Genomic DNA, 17,610 nt, shown 5'->3' with positions numbered 1-17,610 from the left:
GTTTTTTTAGCCTTTTAAAAACAAATTAGTAGGCACTACACTTAACTTAATAAGTAAATGTAATGATTTTATTACAACTGTTCCACAATTTTAACTGCTTCAATAGCCTCCTTTACATCGTGCACTCTTAAAATATGCGTTCCATTTAACAAAGCAACTGTATTCGCTACAGTCGTAGCGTTTAAAGCTTCTTGTGGTGTTATATTTAATAATTTATATAACATCGACTTTCTCGAAACCCCTGTTAAAATAGGTACTTCTAAACTTTTAAACAACGATAATTCTTTAAGTAACTTATAGTTTTGATCGAGCGTTTTTCCAAAACCAAAACCAACATCAATTAGTACATCATTTACTTTTAAAGCTCTAAGTTTAAAAAGCTGTTCTGCAAAAAAAGAAATTACTTCTGTAACCACATTTTCATATTGCGGATTTTGTTGCATACTTTGTGGTGTTCCTTGCATATGCATCATTATATATGGAACTTGCAATTTTGCTACTGTTTCAAACATTTGCTTATCCATCTTTCCTCCAGAAATATCGTTAATCATGGTAGCTCCTGCATATATCGATTCTTCTACTACTCTACTTCTAAAAGAATCTACTGAAATAAGAATTTTAGGGAATTTTTTCACCAGTAACGTTACAACAGGAAGCATTCTTTCTAGTTCCTCTTCTTCGGAAATATGTTTAGCTCCAGGACGTGAAGAATACGCACCAACATCAATAAATGTAGCACCATCATACAACATCTTTTCCGTTTGTAACAGTATATCACGTTCATTTTTATACTTACCACCATCAAAAAAAGAATCAGGAGTTACATTTAAAATCCCCATAACCTTAGGCTTAGTTAAATCTACCAAGGTTCCTTTACAATTAATTGTCATCACACTAAATTTCCAAGTAAAAATAAATGAAAAGCTTGTAATATTTACTATTTTTGGTCGAATACTTTTAAATAAGAAAGATGCAGAACACCTCTAAACAGTATGATGCTGTAGTTGAAGAATGTAAAAGTTTGTTTGTAAAAAAAATGAGTGATTATGGTAGTGCTTGGAGAGTTTTAAGACTTCCATCATTAACTGATCAAATATTTATAAAAGCTCAACGTATACGCCAATTACAAGAAAATACTGAACGAAAAGTTGATGAAGGAGAAAAATCAGAGTTTATTGGTATTATCAATTATTCGGTAATGGCATTAATTCAAATTGATTTAGGTATTGTTGAGCAACCTGATCTAACAACAGAAGAGGCTACAAACTTATATGATAAACATATAAAGGTTACCAAAGAATTAATGGAAAACAAAAACCATGATTATGGTGAAGCTTGGAGAGATATGAGAATTTCTTCATTAACCGACTTAATTTTACAAAAACTACTTCGTGTAAAACAAATTGAAAACAATCAAGGCAAAACCCTAGTTTCTGAGGGAATTGATGCTAATTATCAAGATATGATTAATTATGCTATTTTTGCCATGATTCACCTTTCTGAATCAGATAATTAACCTAAAAAACACCCCTATGATTTTAAAAATGTTAACACATATTTCAAGAGTACTTGTAGGTCTTCTTTTTATTTACTCTGGATTTGTAAAATTGGTAGACCCTATTGGATCTCAATATAAATTTGAAGAATACTTTGGTGCCGATGTATTAAATTTAGAATTTTTAATTCCTTATGCTTTACCATTCTCAATTCTTTTAATTGTTACCGAATTAGTTTTAGGTATTATGCTTTTAGTAGGCTATAAAGCAAAATTTACCGTTTGGAGTTTATTTGGTATAAACCTAATATTCTTATTTTTAACCTGGTATTCATACACCTACAATAAAGTTACAGATTGCGGTTGCTTTGGTGACGCTTTAAAACTTACACCTAAAGAAACATTTTATAAAAATGTTGTTTTTATGTTTTTTATAGTCATTCTTATTTTAGGAGTTAAATATATTAAACCTTTAATTTCAAATAAGTTTGCTTCTTTAACAACCATTACCTCTGTTGTTTTATCACTAGTTGTAACTTATTATGTTTTACAACACTTACCAATTATTGATTTTAGAGCTTATTCTATAGGAACGGATATTGCTAAAGGAATGGAATACCCAGAAAATAGCGACGAGCTTCCTCCTATACATGATTTCATGATAGAAACAGATGAAGGTGACAAATTAGAAGAAATGCTAGCTAAAGAAAAAGCTATGCTCATTATAATGTCTAACCTTGACAAGACAGAAAAAGAGGGAATTACTGAAGTTTCTAAAGTAGCAAAAAAAGCTAGCGAACAAGGTTATGAAGTTTATATATTAACGGCTTCCTATATTGAAGACTTAGCTACAATTCAAAAAGAGTACGGACTTCCTTATACTTTCGGATTTTGTGACGAAACTGCTTTAAAAACAGTAATTAGAGCTAACCCTGGTATTGTTACCGTAAAAAACGGAATTATTGCTGGGAAGTGGAACTGGACGGATACTAACGATGTGGAATTATAGATAATAATTTAAAAATCAGTAACTTTATAACTCAATCAAAAACTATAATCATGAAGTTTATAAAGTATTTTTTTCTACTCCTAGTCGCCTTAATTGTTATATTTCTCATTTACGTAGCTACCTTTTCTAGCAGTTATGATGTAAGTAGAAATAAGATTATCAAAGCTCCAGTAAGCCATGTTTTCAACACCGTTAACGACCTAAAGACATGGGAAAAATGGGGACCTTGGCATGAAGAAGACACTACTATTGTAGTTACTTATGGGGACAAAACAGTAGGAGTTGGTGCGTCTGATAGTTGGACGAGCAAAGAAGGACCTGGGAAAATGGAAACTGTTGCTGTAGTTCCTAACAAATCTATCAACCAAAAAATAGCTTTTGGTGATTATGAACCGGGAGATATTTATTGGACGTTTGAAGAAGTTTCTGAAGGCACAAAAGTAACTTGGGGAATGAAAGCCGATAATAATCCGTTTATTTTCAAATTTTTTGCAGCGTTATCAGGAGGCTGGAACAATATGCTTGGTCCTATGGAAGAAAAAGGACTTAACAATCTTGAAAAAGTAATCTTAGAGACTGTTCCTGCAGCTCCTAAGTTTTCCACAAGTCAAGTAACAACCAAAGAGCTTACTGAGAAAAACTTTATCGGTTACCCGCATAAAACAAAGATTAATCATGAAGAAATGACCAAATTATTTATGCAAGATATGCCAAAAGCGGGTACGTACGCTGTTAAGAGCGGATTAAGTGAGGATGATTTTATTCCTGCTGCTGTTTACACCAAGTATGATGAAACCAATAACGAAACAGAGTTTTATATAGGTCTTTTACTACACAAATCTATCACACCAGACAAAGGGATGGAAACAATTAACTTACCTGCTGGTAATAGTGTTATGATTTCTAAATTTGGAAATTATGGTGATGGTGATTACGAAGCACATATGAAAATCGATGCATACTTAAAAGAGAATAATCTCAAACAAAATTGGCCTATTTGGGAACTATATGTAAATGACCCTACAACGGTTAAACCTGAAGAAATTCAAACAGATATTTATTACCCTGTAGAATAACTGATTTTACAACTTATTCATAATTAAAACCTCACAAATTTGTGAGGTTTTCTTATTTTCGCAATGATATGAAAAACTCTTGTAAAGATTTTTTCAACATCTCTCATAAATAAAAAGAGTAAAACCAAGCTATTAACTTAGAAATATTTTTTTTGTGAAACAGTTATTATTAGTTTTTATAGGCGGCGGAGCAGGAAGCGTATTACGATATATTATTGGAAAAACCCTGAATAGTTCGCAAACAGGAATTCCGTATGGAACTTTTGCAGCCAACATTCTTGGGAGCTTACTTATCGGTATTATTTTAGGACTTGCTGTCAAAAATGAAACACTAACACAAAATCACACCCTATTACTAGCTACTGGCTTTTGTGGAGGCTTTACCACTTTCTCTACTTTTGCTTATGAAAATCATGTCTTTTTAAAATCTGGAGACTTTACCTCTTTTGCCACATACACAATAGCAAGTTTTATTTTCGGGTTTTTAGCTGTTTTTGCAGGGATTTACTTAGTAAATTATCTTTGGACGAATCCACAAGCAATTTAAACAATACCATAACCTTGAAACCAACCTCACTTTGTGAGTAAATTTTATATAATAAATGAGCGAACTTATACAATACAAATCAGAAGACAACTACGTAATAATTACTATTACAAACGGAAAAGCTAACGCTATTTCTCATGAAGTGATTGACGCTTTAAACATCTCTTTTGATAAAGCTGAAAAAGAAGAAAAACCAGTAATATTAACAGGACAACCAGGGATATTCTCTGCAGGTTACGATTTAAAAAGCATGACGCAATCTCCTGAATCAGCTTTAGAACTAGTAACCAAAGGATCTCAATTATCACACAGAATGCTTTCTTTCCCCTATCCAATAATTGCAGCTTGTTCTGGGCACGCAGTTGCCAAAGGAGCTTTTTTACTACTATCTGTTGATTATAGGCTAGGTATTGAAGGTGACTTTAAAATCGGATTGAACGAAATTTTAATTGGTATGACCATGCACAATGCTGGAATTGAGATAGCAAAAGCACGTTTAGCTCCTGTTTATTTCGAAAGAAGCGTTAGTTGCTCAGAAATATACAACCCTAAAAATGCTATTACCGCTGGTTTTTTAGATAAAGTTGTTCCCCAAGAACACTTACTACCCACAGCAGTAAAGGTTGCTGAAATGTTTTCTAAACTAAATAAGAAAGCACATAAAGAGACCAAGTTAAAAGTAAGAGAGTCTTATTTAGACTCATTAGCAAAAGCTATCAAACAAGACAGTGAAGAAGGCTTAACACCTCCTTCTAAATAAAAAAGTCCTGCAGATTGCAGGACTTTTTTATTTAATTAGGTTTTTCATAAGACATCACCCCTGCCTTAATTTCTACATCTAAATAATTATCACTTGGTGTAATTGGGCAAGAATAACGATCACTATATGCACAGTAAGGATTATAAGCTTCATTAAAATTTATTACAATAGTACCATCATCCTTTATATCTGTTGTATAAACATCTATAAAACGACCACCTTTATAAGACGTTTTTCCATTCGTATTATCTAAAAAAGGTAAAAATAAATGGTTAGCATATTCTGGGTCAGGCTTTACATCTTGATAAATTGCCAACTCAAACTCTTCTCCATCAACAGAAAAAGATAATATTCCGTACTTTTTGTATAACACTACCCTATCTGTTGTAGTAGGAAAATTAAAAACAGGAGCATTCGGTAACAATTCTAGACTAGCATTTACTTTATACTTCTCATTAATAGGAAAAAAATTTAACCCATTAAACTCTTTCAATCCTTTTTTAGTTAATGGTGACCTAGAAGCATCTTTAAACTTAGTATTCATTTCTTTCTGAAAATCAGACTCTCCTAAAACAGCTCTTTTACCTTGACTCTTGCAAGACAGTATTGAAACAGTAAAAATTAATAGTAATATTTTCTTCATATTAGTTCTATGTTTTAACTCGCTACAAAAATACTGTATTCAAACTAAAACCTTACCATTCCTTAAAAAATCATTAAATAAACAGGTGAAAACTGTTAATTTTCTACTAATAATTTGAAATAACAAAATAAAATCGTTACATTTATATTTATAGATAATACTTATACCTGATATAAGATAGTGTGAAAAAAGATTTTTTTATCTTATAAAAAAAACTTATTAACTAATAAATCAAATTGATGGACTTGTTTGTTTGTAAACAGAAAGTTTCCTATATATTTGCCGCCCCAGTTATTTTAGGCATATATCTTTTATCAGACAAAACCTAATAAAGAAATTTTAAATTAAATTGGTAAATTTTATGAATTCAGAATTAATCAATAAGGCAGAAGAGTTTGAAAACAGAAAATTCAAATTCATTACTACTAGTGATAGAATACTAGCCTCTAGAGAAGCAAAAGCTCTGATTCTAGAGATTAATGAGGTATATAAACAAACAAAAGACAGCACGTTAATGGACTTAATGAAGCGTTTAACAGCTGTAAAACAACGTATTGAAAAACGTTTAAAAGGAAAACCTTTAACAGCTTAAACAATAAACAACCTTTAAGCTCGTTTATAATATATACATAAGAATAGTAGTTTCATCAACTACCACTCTCATTATAATATTTATTCTTGATAAAGTTCTAAGTAAATTACTTAGAACTTTTTCTTTTTTAAATATATTTGTAGTATCGGGATGTAGCTTAGTCCGGTTAAAGTGCTGGTCTGGGGGACCAGAGATCGGTGGTTCGAATCCACTCATCCCGACTTCTTTTCTTAAAAAAACACACCTCCCTTAAAAACCAAACAAACTCTAATTCAACCACTTAAAAAGCACCTAAAACTATTACAAAAAACGCCCTTTAAAAAATTTTAAAAAAAGTTTTTTCAGTTTCAAAAAACATTATATATTTGCCACGCTTTTAAAGCAAATGCCGATGTAGCTCAGCTGGCTAGAGCAGCTGATTTGTAATCAGCAGGTCGTGGGTTCGAGTCCCTCCATCGGCTCAAAACTAAAAGCGCTAACAAAAAGTTAGCGCTTTTTTTATGCACTTAATTTGCTAAATTTGTCATAACTCTATTTTTACAAAAACTTAATGAAAAATATATTTGTTATCGGTATTGCTGGAGGTACGGGAAGTGGAAAAACCACGGTAGTAAACCAAATAATAAACGAGCTTCCTGCTGACGAAGTATGCGTTATCTCTCAAGACTCTTACTACAAGCAAACAGATAATCTAACTTACGAAGAACGCACTAAGATAAACTTTGATCATCCAAGAGCAATCGATTTTGATTTAATGGTTCAACACCTTACTGAATTAAAAAACGGATGCATTATTGAACAACCTGTATATTCGTTTGTTGCTCATAACAGAACCAAAGACACTATAAAAACACACCCTAGAAAAGTTATTATAATTGAAGGAATTTTGATTTTTAATAGCAAAGAACTTCGTAACTTGTGTGACATTAAAGTTTTTGTTCATGCCGATGCTGATGAACGTTTAATTAGACGTGTAAAGAGAGATATTAAAGAACGAGGTAGAGATGTTGATGAAGTTTTGAACCGTTATCAAAATACCTTAAAACCCATGCATCAACAATTTATTGAACCTACAAAAAATTACGCTGACATTATTATACCTAACGACAGATATAATACTGTTGCCATAGACATTGTAAGAACTGTAATTAACGACCGTTTATAACATGAGTTTTAAATCAATAAAAAACAAACCTTCCTTTAAAATAGCTACTAATATTTATGTGATTATACTCACCGTATTTGTGGTATGGATGCTTTTTTTTGATGAAAATTCTTACCTTACACATAGAGAGTTTAATAGCGAAATCAACGAGTTAAAAAGTTGGATTAATTATCATGAAAAGAAAATAAAAAAAGATAAAAAAACTATACAGCAACTACAAGACTCTCTTCAACTAGAACGCTATGCTAGAGAAAAATATTTAATGAAGAAAGAAGATGAAGATATTTATATTATTGAATTTGATACCATAAAAAGTAATGAGTAACTATTTATTTGACGAATTTCAAGGTGTTACCCCCGCAGAATGGAAGCAAAAAATACAAGTAGACCTAAAAGGTGCCGATTATAACGATACCCTTTTATGGAAAACTGAAGAAGGTATTACTGTAAAACCTTTTTACACTAAAGAAGACAGAACCAACACCAAAGTTAACACCCCGAACAAAGGTTTTGCTATTTGCCAATCTATTAATATTGAAAATGAAGAAAAAGCAAACTTATTTGCTATCGACTCAATTCAAAGAGGAGCAAACGCCGTTGAATTTAAGGCGAAAAAAGAGTTCGACTACAAAACCTTACTAAAAGGAATTGACCCTCAAAAAACTTTACTTTACTTTACTTTCAGTTTTTTATCCTCAGAATTCATCAAAGAATTAGCTAGTTTTATAAACTCTGACAATTGTTTTTTAAATATAGACATTATAGGAAACTTAGCGAGTTCTGGAAACTGGTACTCAAACCTTAAAAACGACCATACACAACTAGAAGAGATAACAAAAACTACTAAAAATGCTATTTGTGTTGATACTTCAATTTATCAAAATGCAGGAGCAACAATCACTCAGCAGTTAGCGTATGCTTTGGCACATGCAAATGAATACTTACATCACTTTGGAAGTTCAATTGCGAATAATATTCACTTTAATTTTTCAGTAGGAAGTAATTACTTTTTTGAAATCGCCAAACTAAGAGCTTTTAGAATTTTATGGAATGTTCTTTTAAAAGAATATAATACTGAAGTAACCGCTCACATTTTCGCACAACCTAGTTTACGCAACAAAACTTTATATGATTATAATGTAAACATGCTTCGTACAACTTCAGAATGTATGAGTGCTATTTTAGGAGGGGCAAGTACAGTAGTCAATAGTTCGTACGATAAAATTTTTCATCAACCAAATGAGTTTGGAGAGCGTATTTCAAGAAATCAATTATTGATTTTACAACAAGAAAGTGAACTAGCAGAAGCACAAAACATTGCTAATGGTGCATACTACATCGAAACAATCACCCAACAACTTGCTCAAAAAGCACTAGAAGTTTTTAAGTTAATAGAAAAAGGTGGTGGTTTTTTAAAACAACTGAAAGAAGGAGTCATCCAACGAAAAATAAAAGAATCAGCTGATAAAGAACAACAGTTATTTGATTCAGGAGAATTAGTGTTACTTGGCACAAACAAAATTCAAAACGAAAATGACAAGATGAAAAACGATTTAGAAGTTTCTCCTTTCTTGAAAATTCGTAACGAAAAAACCTTAATTCAACCTATTATTCAAAAACGATTAGCTGAAAAGCTAGAACAAGAACGTTTGCAAAATGAGTAAAAAACTAATTAACATATCCGTTTTCATTCCATTACTTTTTGGGACGCTAACCTTAAATGCTCAAGGCTTTAGTAACATTCCAAAAACTGAACTTATTAAATTGATGGTTGATTCTTTTGAGAATCAAATTTGTTCTTACTACTCTATTAACCCTGACGAAGCCTTTAAAGCCTACCCTAAGTACATTAAAGATATCGCTTCCAATAAAAAAACATTCAATACAATAACTACCGAAGACGAACTTGAATTATTGAAAATTTCTAAAACTGAGTTAATCAATTATATTTGGATAACCAACAAAGATAAAAGAGAACGTTCTGACTTTAATCAAGGAGTTAATACAGACCATAGTAAAGACGATGAAGCTACAAAAGAATATTATGCTTCTCTAAAATCAACTGACCATATTTTAAGCATTAATTATTTTGATGAGTATTCAGAATTTCTATTAAACAAATCCAAAAATCAAGACTTAAAAGATTTAGTTATAACTTTTAGACTGGTTACGGATAGCTCTTCTATGCTAACAGCATCATCAATCTCACACCTTAAAGAGAATAGTTTTAAAGAACACTCTCTTAGAACTTTTATAGCTTTTGAACTCTACTATGCTATATTAAACACATTGAATAAAAATGAGTAGAAAAGATATATCAAACATACAAATAACCAATAACCAAAAGCAAAAAAACAAAAGCTTTAAACACGAAGATTTTGTTGCTGGTATCGCTCCAAACTTACGTGGGCCGTATTCTACCATGTATGTTCGTAGACCTTGGACAATTCGTCAATATGCAGGTTTTTCTACTGCCGAAGAAAGTAATGCCTTTTACCGTAGAAATTTAGCTGCTGGTCAAAAAGGATTATCAGTCGCTTTTGATCTAGCTACTCACCGAGGGTATGATTCAGATCACGAACGTGTACAAGGTGACGTGGGAAAAGCAGGTGTTGCTATTGATTCTGTTGAGGATATGAAAGTTTTGTTCGATCAGATCCCTTTAGATAAAATGTCGGTTTCTATGACAATGAACGGAGCTGTATTACCTATTTTGGCTTTTTATATTGTAGCAGCAGAAGAACAAGGTGTAGCTCCTGAGTTATTATCAGGAACTATCCAAAATGATATCTTAAAAGAATTTATGGTGCGTAACACTTATATTTACCCACCTACTCCTTCAATGAAAATTATTGCTGATATTTTTAGATATACCTCTGAAAATATGCCGAGATTTAATTCAATTTCTATTTCAGGATACCACATGCAAGAAGCTGGCGCTACCGCAGAAATTGAATTAGCCTATACGTTAGCTGACGGATTAGAATACATCAAAAAAGGACTCGAAGCAGGAATGGATATTGACACTTTTGCTCCTCGTTTATCTTTTTTCTGGGCAATTGGTATGAATCATTTTATGGAAGTTGCCAAAATGCGAGCAGGAAGAATGCTTTGGGCAAAACTCGTAAAGCAATTCAATCCGAAAAACCCAAAATCGTTAGCATTAAGAACTCACTGTCAAACCAGTGGGTGGAGTTTAACGGAACAAGACCCTTTTAACAATGTAGCTCGTACTGCTATTGAAGCGATGGCTGCTGCTTTTGGAGGAACACAAAGTTTACACACCAACGCTTTAGATGAAGCAATTGCCTTACCAACTGATTTTTCAGCACGTATTGCTCGTAACACACAAATATACCTACAACAAGAAACCCATATTACAAAAACTGTAGACCCATGGGCGGGTAGTTATCATGTAGAAAAACTTACTGAAGAAATTGCCAATAAAGCATGGGGGTTAATTCAAGAAGTTGAAGAATTAGGCGGAATGACCAAAGCCATTGAAAAAGGAATTCCGAAAATGCGTATTGAAGAAGCTGCTGCCATAAAACAAGCCAAAATCGACAGTAGTCAAGATGTAATTGTTGGTGTTAATAAATATCAATTAAAACAAGAAGATCCTTTACATATTTTAGAGGTAGATAACGAAGCAGTGCGTCAATCTCAAATCGACAGACTAAACAACTTAAAATCAAACAGAAATCAAACAGAAGTTGGCAAAGCTTTACATGATTTAACAGAATCTGCAAAAACAGGCGAAGGAAATTTATTAGATTTAGCTGTAAAAGCTGCAAGAAACAGAGCTACATTAGGTGAAATTTCAGATGCTCTTGAAACTATTTTTGGGCGTCATAAAGCAGTGCATAAAACCATATCAGGCGTGTATAGTAAAGAAATAAAAGATGACGAATTATTTAAAAAAGCTACTGAATTAGCAGATAAATTTGCGGAGTTAGAAGGTCGTCGTCCTCGTATTATGATTGCAAAATTAGGACAAGATGGCCACGATCGAGGTGCTAAAGTAGTAGCAACAGGTTATGCTGACTTAGGTTTTGATGTAGATATTGGCCCTTTATTCCAAACACCACAAGAAGCCACCAAACAAGCTATAGAAAATGATGTACATATATTAGGTATCTCATCATTAGCTGCAGGACACAAAACATTAGTTCCTCAAGTTATTGCTGAGCTAAAAAAATATGGACGTGAAGATATTATGGTTATTGTTGGCGGTGTGATTCCAGCACAAGATTATCAATTCTTGTTTGATGCTGGTGCTGTAGGTGTTTTTGGCCCTGGAACTAAAATTGCACAAGCAGCCATTGACATGTTAACTATTTTAATTGATAGCACCGAAGAATAAAATAAACTTAATGAAAAAACGAATCTTTTTAATACTAAGCTTAATAGTCTTAATCTTTTCTTGTAGTCAAAATGAAACTGAAGTACCCCACCCTACAGTTTCCTCATATACTCCTAAAAATGGGTATGTTGGTGACACAATTACTATTCTGGGAGAAAACTTTCCTTCAAACATAAAAGTAACTTTACTTGACATTGAAACTAAGCTCATTCAAAAATCAGCTACTGAAATAAAAGCTATTGTACATGAAAAAGTAACGAAAGGGGACAATCCTATCAAATTAGTTTACAACAACGAAGCTTCTGTAGAAATTGGTTCTTTCAGTGCTATCATAGACGATTATGAATACTTAATATATGATAACTGGAACGCCAAACTATTTAAAATAGGCAATAACACTGGTACTATTAGCTTTATTAATCAACTACCTATACCCACCCCCACACAAAATAGCATGTATGGTTTTCTAAAAAGAGATGACTTAATTTACTTAATTGATTTCTCAAACAACCCTGAACACAGCCTCTTAACCTATAATCTAAATACAAAAGCTTCAAGCTTTACTCCTTTAGCTTTACCATCATCTATTACAGGAGGGATAACAGCTATTAATTGGAATATCACAAATAATACTTTAATTGGTCTAGTTAGTGAAAATATACACAACACTAGCGCAGCCAAACACCACTTAATAGAAATAAACCCTATTAATGGTCAAATAAAAGACTTAAACATATCTTTTAATCATTCTTTTATTTCTTCCCATTTAGTAAAAAATAATTACCTTTTCTTATTCTCTTCTACCTCTCCTTATGATTTATCTAAAATAGACTTAACTAATTATTCAATAGAAAAATTATCTACCAATAATGAAGAATTTTCCATCACTAAACCAAGTTTAAACTCTTCCAATGAAATAATTTGTTTAAAAGATTATGGAAACTCTTTAGGGCAACTAGTCAAATTTAATGAGGAAACAGTTAAGGTCACACAATTATCTGAAAGCAAGCTTTACTACTCTAATCGCTTAGGCTATGGTTTTTTTGACAAAAAAAATGATGAATATATTGGAATTTACAAAGATTCATCAATAGAGAATAGTTCAGGGAATCAACCAACTTATAATAGCTTATACAAATTCAACACACCCACTTATCAAGAAGAAAAAATACTTTTTAGACCTTTAAAAACTAGTTTTACTTCTCCTACAATTATTGACATAATAGAGTTATGAAAATAAAATTCATTGATAGAAAAACAGGTAAAATAGTTACCGAAAACCCTCCAGGAGAAGGGTATTTAAAATTGCTTTACAACAATCCGTTTGGTAAAATGGCCTTGTTACCACTAGTTAAACGTAAGTTTTTGTCGTCTTGGTATGGTAAGCTTATGAATAAGCCAAACTCTATTAACAAAATAAATAGTTTTGTTAAAGAGCTTCAAATTGACATGAGTGAAGCTGAAAAATCATCTGAAGACTATGTTTCCTTTAATGATTTTTTTTATCGAAAATTAAAACTTGGTGCTCGTCCTATTAAGGAAGGCTTCGTTTCTCCTGGAGACGGAAAAATGTTAGCATTTAAGAGTATTTCAGATATTCATGATTTCTTTGTTAAGGGTAGGAAATTTACATTAGAAGAATTTTTAGGGGATAAAGAGTTAGCTAAAAAACACAAAAATAATTCTTTAATCATATTACGACTTGCTCCAAATGATTATCACAGGTATCATTTTCCTTATGACGGAATTCCTTCCGAAGTAACAAAAATTAAAGGGCGCTATTTCTCCGTTTCTCCACACGCTTTGGCTGCTAACTTCACTAGAGTATTCTGTGAAAATAAAAGAGAGTACTGCACTTTAACTACACAAAACAAAGGAGATGTTATCATCGCCCCCGTTGGCGCTACCATGGTTGGAAGCATTATTGAGACTTACCAACCTAATTCCGAAGTGAAAAAAGGCGATGAAATGGGATATTTTGCTTTTGGTGGTTCAACTATCGTATTGCTAGTTGATAGTTCTAAAACGACTATTGATGAAGACATCTTGGTTAACACTAAAAATAAGATGGAAACCTTTGTTAAAATGGGGGAGCGAATTGGAAATTAACCCTCATAAATTTAACATTTTACCTTTTAAAAATAGATTGATTTCATAAGGTGATTAGAGCTTTAATCCGTAAATTTGCGTCGTTTTATACTTAGCAGATTTACTGATGAAAAAAATCTTAGATATCCTCTACTCTACCCGTTTAATGGCTGTATTATTTTTTGTTTTTGCCATTGCCATGGGAATTGCCACTTTTATTGAAAACGATTACGGAACCCAAACTTCAAAAGCTTTAGTGTACAACACTTGGTGGTTTGAGTTGATTATGGTGTTTTTTGTTATCAACTTTTTTGGAAATATTTTTAGGTATCGATTGTATAAAAAAGAAAAATGGTCTGTATTATTATTTCACGTATCCTTTCTATTAATCTTAATTGGTGCAGGTATTACTCGTTATATTAGCTATGAAGGCTTAATGGTTATTGATGAAGGCGAAACAACAAACCAATTCTATTCTGAACACACCTATTTAAACGTTATTATTGATAATGGTGAGTTTCAAAAAACTACTGCAAACAAATTACTTTTATCTGCTTGGGGTGAAAACTCTGCAAATTTTGAAGAAAACTTTCAACCTGAAAAAACAGGAAAAAACCATAAGGTTACTTTTAATTTAGTAGACTATATTCCTTGGTCTGAAACAAAAATGGTCTTAGATGAAAACGGAACAGAACATTTATTTTTTGTAGAAAGTTCCGACGGAAGTAGACACGAACATTACATAAAAAAAGGAACTATTGAAAACATCCACAACATATTAGTAGGTTTTGAAGCTCCGAATAAAGAGGCTGCTTCTATTAATTTCTTTTATGAAGGTGGAGGTTTAAAAATGGTTTCTAAAAATGATGGAGATTGGTTTAGGATGGCAGATCAAAAACGAGGTCAAATAGTTAAAGATAGTGCACAACATTTTCAACTATTAACGCTTCATAACATAAATGGATTACAGTTTGTAGTTCCTAAAACACCTGAAAAAGGAGAAATTAGAACTGTTAGAGGAAAAAAAGATGATCAAAAATACGATACTGTAATTTTTGACATTACAACAAACGGAGAGACTAAACGTGTTGAGTTTTATGGTGGAAAGTTTAACGTTGACAACCAAGAACAGTTTAGTATTGGCAAATTAAACTTTAGAGCTTGGTATGGTTCTAAACTATTGGAGACTCCATTCAGCATAAAATTAAACGACTTTCAACTAGAAAAATATCCTGGTTCTGAAAGCGCCGCCGCTTATGCAAGTGAAATTACTGTTATCGCTCCAAACGAAACATTCGATTATAGAATTTTTATGAATCATATTTTAGATTATGGAGGTTACAAGTTCTTTCAATCTAGTTATAAAATTGAAGGTGAGCATGAACAAACACACTTATCGGTGAATCATGATTTTTGGGGAACTTGGATTACCTATATTGGTTACTTTTTATTGTTCTTTGGTTTAACCGCGGCTTTATTTGTAAAAGGCACTCGTTTTTATGACTTAAAACAGTCATTAGTTAAAATTAGAAATAAGAAAACTAAACTATCAGCTATCGCTTTGTTAGTTTCTCTTGTTAGTTTCGGTCAACACGAAACTCATGAACCAAAACAAATTACAGAAGCTCAAATAGATTCTATTTTAACAGCTAATAAAGTAGATGACAAACACGCTGCTTTATTTAGTTCTTTAGTTATTCAAGATGCTGGCGGACGTATGAAACCTGCTCATACTTTTGCTTCTGAATTAGTAAGAAAAGTAGCACATGTTGATAAATTCAAAGATTTAGACCCAAGCCAAATTTTACTTTCTATTACAGAAAATCCTATGCTTTGGCTAAATGTACCTTTTGTATATTTAGAAGATGGAAATACCCAAGTTAGAGAAATTTTAGGTGTACCAGAAGATGCTGAATATGCTCGTTTTATTGATTTCTACAATAAAGATGGTTCTTCAAAAATTAGCAAATTAGTAGTTGAGGCTGAAAAGAAAAAAATTCAAAATAAGTTTGAAAAAGATATTATAAAGATTGAACGAAGAGTTTGGTTACTATCTCAAGCTTTAGGAGGTGGAATGTTACGCATCTACCCTATTCCAAATGATGAAAATAACAAGTGGGTATCTCAACCAGAAACACTACAAGCTAATTTTAAAGGAACAGACTCAGTTTTTGTGCGTCAATCATTACCTGTTTATTTACAATTATTACAAGCTTCAAAAAAATCAGGAAACTATACAGAAACTAACAAAGTTTTAGACGGAATTAAGAAGTTTCAACGAAAATTTGGTTCAGAAGTTATTCCTGCTAAAGATAAAATCGATTTAGAAATAGCTTATAATAAACTAAACATCTTTGTTAAACTTTCGGAGTATTACGGATATGTAAGTTTACTTTTAATTGTATTTGTTTTCTTACAAATTTTCAACAACAAACCATGGGTTAATACTATTGTAAAAGCCTTAATAGGTGTTGTAATTTTCTTATTTATCTTCCACGTTTTAGGGTTAGCTGCTCGTTGGTATATCAGTGGAAATGCCCCTTGGAGTAACGCTTATGAATCTATTATTTTTGTTGGATTAGCAACCATGCTATTTGGATTAATTCTTGGAAAAAAATCTTCATTAACTATTGCAGCTACAACATTTTTAGTTTCTGTAATTTTAATGTTTGCGCATCAAAACTGGCTAGATCCTGAAATTGCCAACCTTCAACCTGTGTTAAATTCTTGGTGGTTATATGTACACGTTTCTGTTATTGTTGCAAGTTATGGTCCTTTTGCAATGGGTATGATCTTAGGAATCTTCTCTTTATTCCTAATCATTTTCACCAATGAAAAAAATAAAAAGAAAATGGATTTACACATTAAAGAACTTACTGTTATTAATGAAATGGCAATAACCGTTGGGTTAGTTATGCTTACCGTTGGTAACTTTTTAGGCGGAATGTGGGCAAATGAAAGTTGGGGACGCTATTGGGGCTGGGACCCTAAAGAAACTTGGGCTTTAATCTCTATTATGGTATATGCTTTTGTGTTACACATGCGTTTAATACCTGGTTTAAGAGGACGATACACCTTTAATTTATGGTCCATTTTAGCATTTGCTTCTATCATGATGACGTATTTTGGAGTAAACTTCTATTTATCAGGCCTACACTCGTATGCTAGTGGTGATAAAGTAATTACGCCTACTTCTGTATATTACGCTGTAGCTTTTGTGTCTATTTTAGGAGTTTTAGCTTGGATCAAGAATAAAAAGTATTACAAAAAATAAGTTACTACTTTTTCTGTTAAAAAAATGTATTTTTGCAAACCGACGAAAAGAAAAGACAACTATGTTCAATAAAAATATAAAATTAGTTTTAGCTGCATTAATAACTGCATGGTCTGTATATGAATTTATACAAGGACACATTATGAACGGCATATCAATACTTTTGCTTGCTGGACTATTCATTTTATTTTACTTTAAAAATGAGTTTATTCTTTTAGCTTTTTTACAACTACGTAAACAGAATTTCCCTGGAACTCAAAAATGGTTAGGGTACATAAAGAATCCTTCTACTTCATTAACTAAAAAGCAAGAAGGGTATTATAATTACCTACATGGAATTATGCTATCTCAAACCAACATAACTCAAGCTGAAAAGTACTTAAAAAAAGCAGTTAAATTAGGATTAGCAATGGATCATGATTTAGCTATGGCTAAATTACAATTGGCAGGAATTGCTATGACAAAACGTAGAAAAAGAGAGGCTACAAACTTAATGGCAGAAGCTAAAAAGCTAGACAAACACGGAATGCTTAAAGAGCAAATGCAGATGATGAAACAACAAATGAAGAAGATTTAACACTTCTTTAAGTTTTTCCCT

At 32.1% G+C, this 17,610-nt stretch carries 17 protein-coding genes and 2 tRNA genes; 17 read left to right on the top strand and 2 right to left on the bottom strand.

The window, feature by feature from the left end:
* Positions 1–71: 71 nt before the first annotated feature.
* The gene (folP, locus tag C7448_RS13775) at positions 72–890 is read right to left on the bottom strand and encodes a dihydropteroate synthase (RefSeq protein ID WP_115902000.1); all 819 of its coding nucleotides are present in this window, start codon (positions 888–890) and stop codon (positions 72–74) included.
* Positions 891–970: 80 nt separating this feature from the next.
* Between folP and C7448_RS13770 the strand changes: the two genes are divergently transcribed.
* From C7448_RS13770 to C7448_RS13750, 5 genes are all read left to right on the top strand, one after another.
* Positions 971–1,516: a DUF1599 domain-containing protein gene (locus C7448_RS13770; RefSeq protein ID WP_115901999.1), complete on the top strand. Its 546-nt coding sequence runs from the start codon at positions 971–973 to the stop codon at positions 1,514–1,516.
* 16 nt (positions 1,517–1,532) lie between these two features.
* Positions 1,533–2,504: a DoxX family protein gene (locus C7448_RS13765; protein WP_115901998.1), complete on the top strand. Its 972-nt coding sequence runs from the start codon at positions 1,533–1,535 to the stop codon at positions 2,502–2,504.
* Positions 2,505–2,554: 50 nt separating this feature from the next.
* A complete protein-coding gene (locus C7448_RS13760) occupies positions 2,555–3,580 on the top strand; it encodes an SRPBCC family protein (RefSeq protein ID WP_115901997.1) in 1,026 nt (341 codons plus the stop codon).
* 154 nt (positions 3,581–3,734) lie between these two features.
* Positions 3,735–4,127, top strand: a complete 393-nt coding sequence (crcB, locus tag C7448_RS13755; RefSeq protein WP_115901996.1) for a fluoride efflux transporter CrcB — start codon at positions 3,735–3,737, stop codon at positions 4,125–4,127.
* A gap of 55 nt (positions 4,128–4,182) precedes the next feature.
* Positions 4,183–4,887, top strand: a complete 705-nt coding sequence (locus C7448_RS13750) for a crotonase/enoyl-CoA hydratase family protein (protein WP_115901995.1) — start codon at positions 4,183–4,185, stop codon at positions 4,885–4,887.
* Between the two features lie 31 nt (positions 4,888–4,918).
* On the opposite strand, the gene C7448_RS13745 is transcribed toward C7448_RS13750, so the two are convergent.
* Complete coding sequence (locus C7448_RS13745) at positions 4,919–5,530, bottom strand: DUF1684 domain-containing protein (protein ID WP_115901994.1); 612 nt, start codon at positions 5,528–5,530, stop codon at positions 4,919–4,921.
* A 361-nt stretch (positions 5,531–5,891) separates the two neighbouring features.
* Here C7448_RS13745 and C7448_RS13740 point away from each other — a divergent pair, with 361 nt between their 5' ends.
* The 12 genes from C7448_RS13740 (at position 5,892) to C7448_RS13685 (ending at position 17,589) form a co-directional block, all read left to right on the top strand.
* Positions 5,892–6,122, top strand: coding sequence for a hypothetical protein (locus C7448_RS13740; RefSeq protein ID WP_115901993.1), 231 nt, complete (start codon positions 5,892–5,894; stop codon positions 6,120–6,122).
* 146 nt (positions 6,123–6,268) lie between these two features.
* Positions 6,269–6,343: transfer RNA gene (locus C7448_RS13735), tRNA-Pro, on the top strand.
* A 166-nt stretch (positions 6,344–6,509) separates the two neighbouring features.
* A tRNA-Thr gene (locus tag C7448_RS13730) sits at positions 6,510–6,583 on the top strand.
* A gap of 98 nt (positions 6,584–6,681) precedes the next feature.
* Positions 6,682–7,287: a uridine kinase gene (gene udk, locus C7448_RS13725; RefSeq protein ID WP_115902054.1), complete on the top strand. Its 606-nt coding sequence runs from the start codon at positions 6,682–6,684 to the stop codon at positions 7,285–7,287.
* Position 7,288: 1 nt separating this feature from the next.
* Complete coding sequence (locus C7448_RS13720; protein WP_115901992.1) at positions 7,289–7,612, top strand: FtsB family cell division protein; 324 nt, start codon at positions 7,289–7,291, stop codon at positions 7,610–7,612.
* On the top strand, positions 7,605–8,951 hold the full coding sequence (locus C7448_RS13715) for a methylmalonyl-CoA mutase subunit beta (RefSeq protein ID WP_115901991.1): 1,347 nt from the start codon (positions 7,605–7,607) through the stop codon (positions 8,949–8,951). The genes C7448_RS13720 and C7448_RS13715 overlap by 8 nt, the downstream gene beginning before the upstream one ends.
* Entirely contained in the window at positions 8,944–9,594 is a 651-nt protein-coding gene (locus tag C7448_RS13710; protein ID WP_115901990.1) for a hypothetical protein, read from the top strand. The genes C7448_RS13715 and C7448_RS13710 overlap by 8 nt, the downstream gene beginning before the upstream one ends.
* Positions 9,587–11,650, top strand: coding sequence for a methylmalonyl-CoA mutase (gene scpA, locus C7448_RS13705; protein WP_115901989.1), 2,064 nt, complete (start codon positions 9,587–9,589; stop codon positions 11,648–11,650). The genes C7448_RS13710 and scpA overlap by 8 nt, the downstream gene beginning before the upstream one ends.
* 10 nt (positions 11,651–11,660) lie before the next feature.
* Positions 11,661–12,884, top strand: a complete 1,224-nt coding sequence (locus tag C7448_RS13700; protein ID WP_115901988.1) for an IPT/TIG domain-containing protein — start codon at positions 11,661–11,663, stop codon at positions 12,882–12,884.
* Positions 12,881–13,759 (top strand): phosphatidylserine decarboxylase, encoded by an 879-nt coding sequence (locus tag C7448_RS13695; RefSeq protein WP_115901987.1) that lies wholly within the window; start codon positions 12,881–12,883, stop codon positions 13,757–13,759. The genes C7448_RS13700 and C7448_RS13695 overlap by 4 nt, the downstream gene beginning before the upstream one ends.
* Positions 13,760–13,865: 106 nt before the next feature.
* Positions 13,866–17,012: a cytochrome c biogenesis protein CcsA gene (ccsA, locus tag C7448_RS13690; protein ID WP_115901986.1), complete on the top strand. Its 3,147-nt coding sequence runs from the start codon at positions 13,866–13,868 to the stop codon at positions 17,010–17,012.
* A 61-nt stretch (positions 17,013–17,073) separates the two neighbouring features.
* Positions 17,074–17,589 (top strand): DUF2892 domain-containing protein, encoded by a 516-nt coding sequence (locus C7448_RS13685; protein WP_115901985.1) that lies wholly within the window; start codon positions 17,074–17,076, stop codon positions 17,587–17,589.
* Positions 17,590–17,610 lie beyond the last annotated feature (21 nt).

It is taken from the genome of Tenacibaculum gallaicum, from assembly GCF_003387615.1.
Lineage (GTDB): Bacteria > Bacteroidota > Bacteroidia > Flavobacteriales > Flavobacteriaceae > Polaribacter > Polaribacter gallaicus.
Note: the sequence above shows the minus strand (reverse complement) of the source record. Positions and strands in the feature narration are given on the sequence as shown.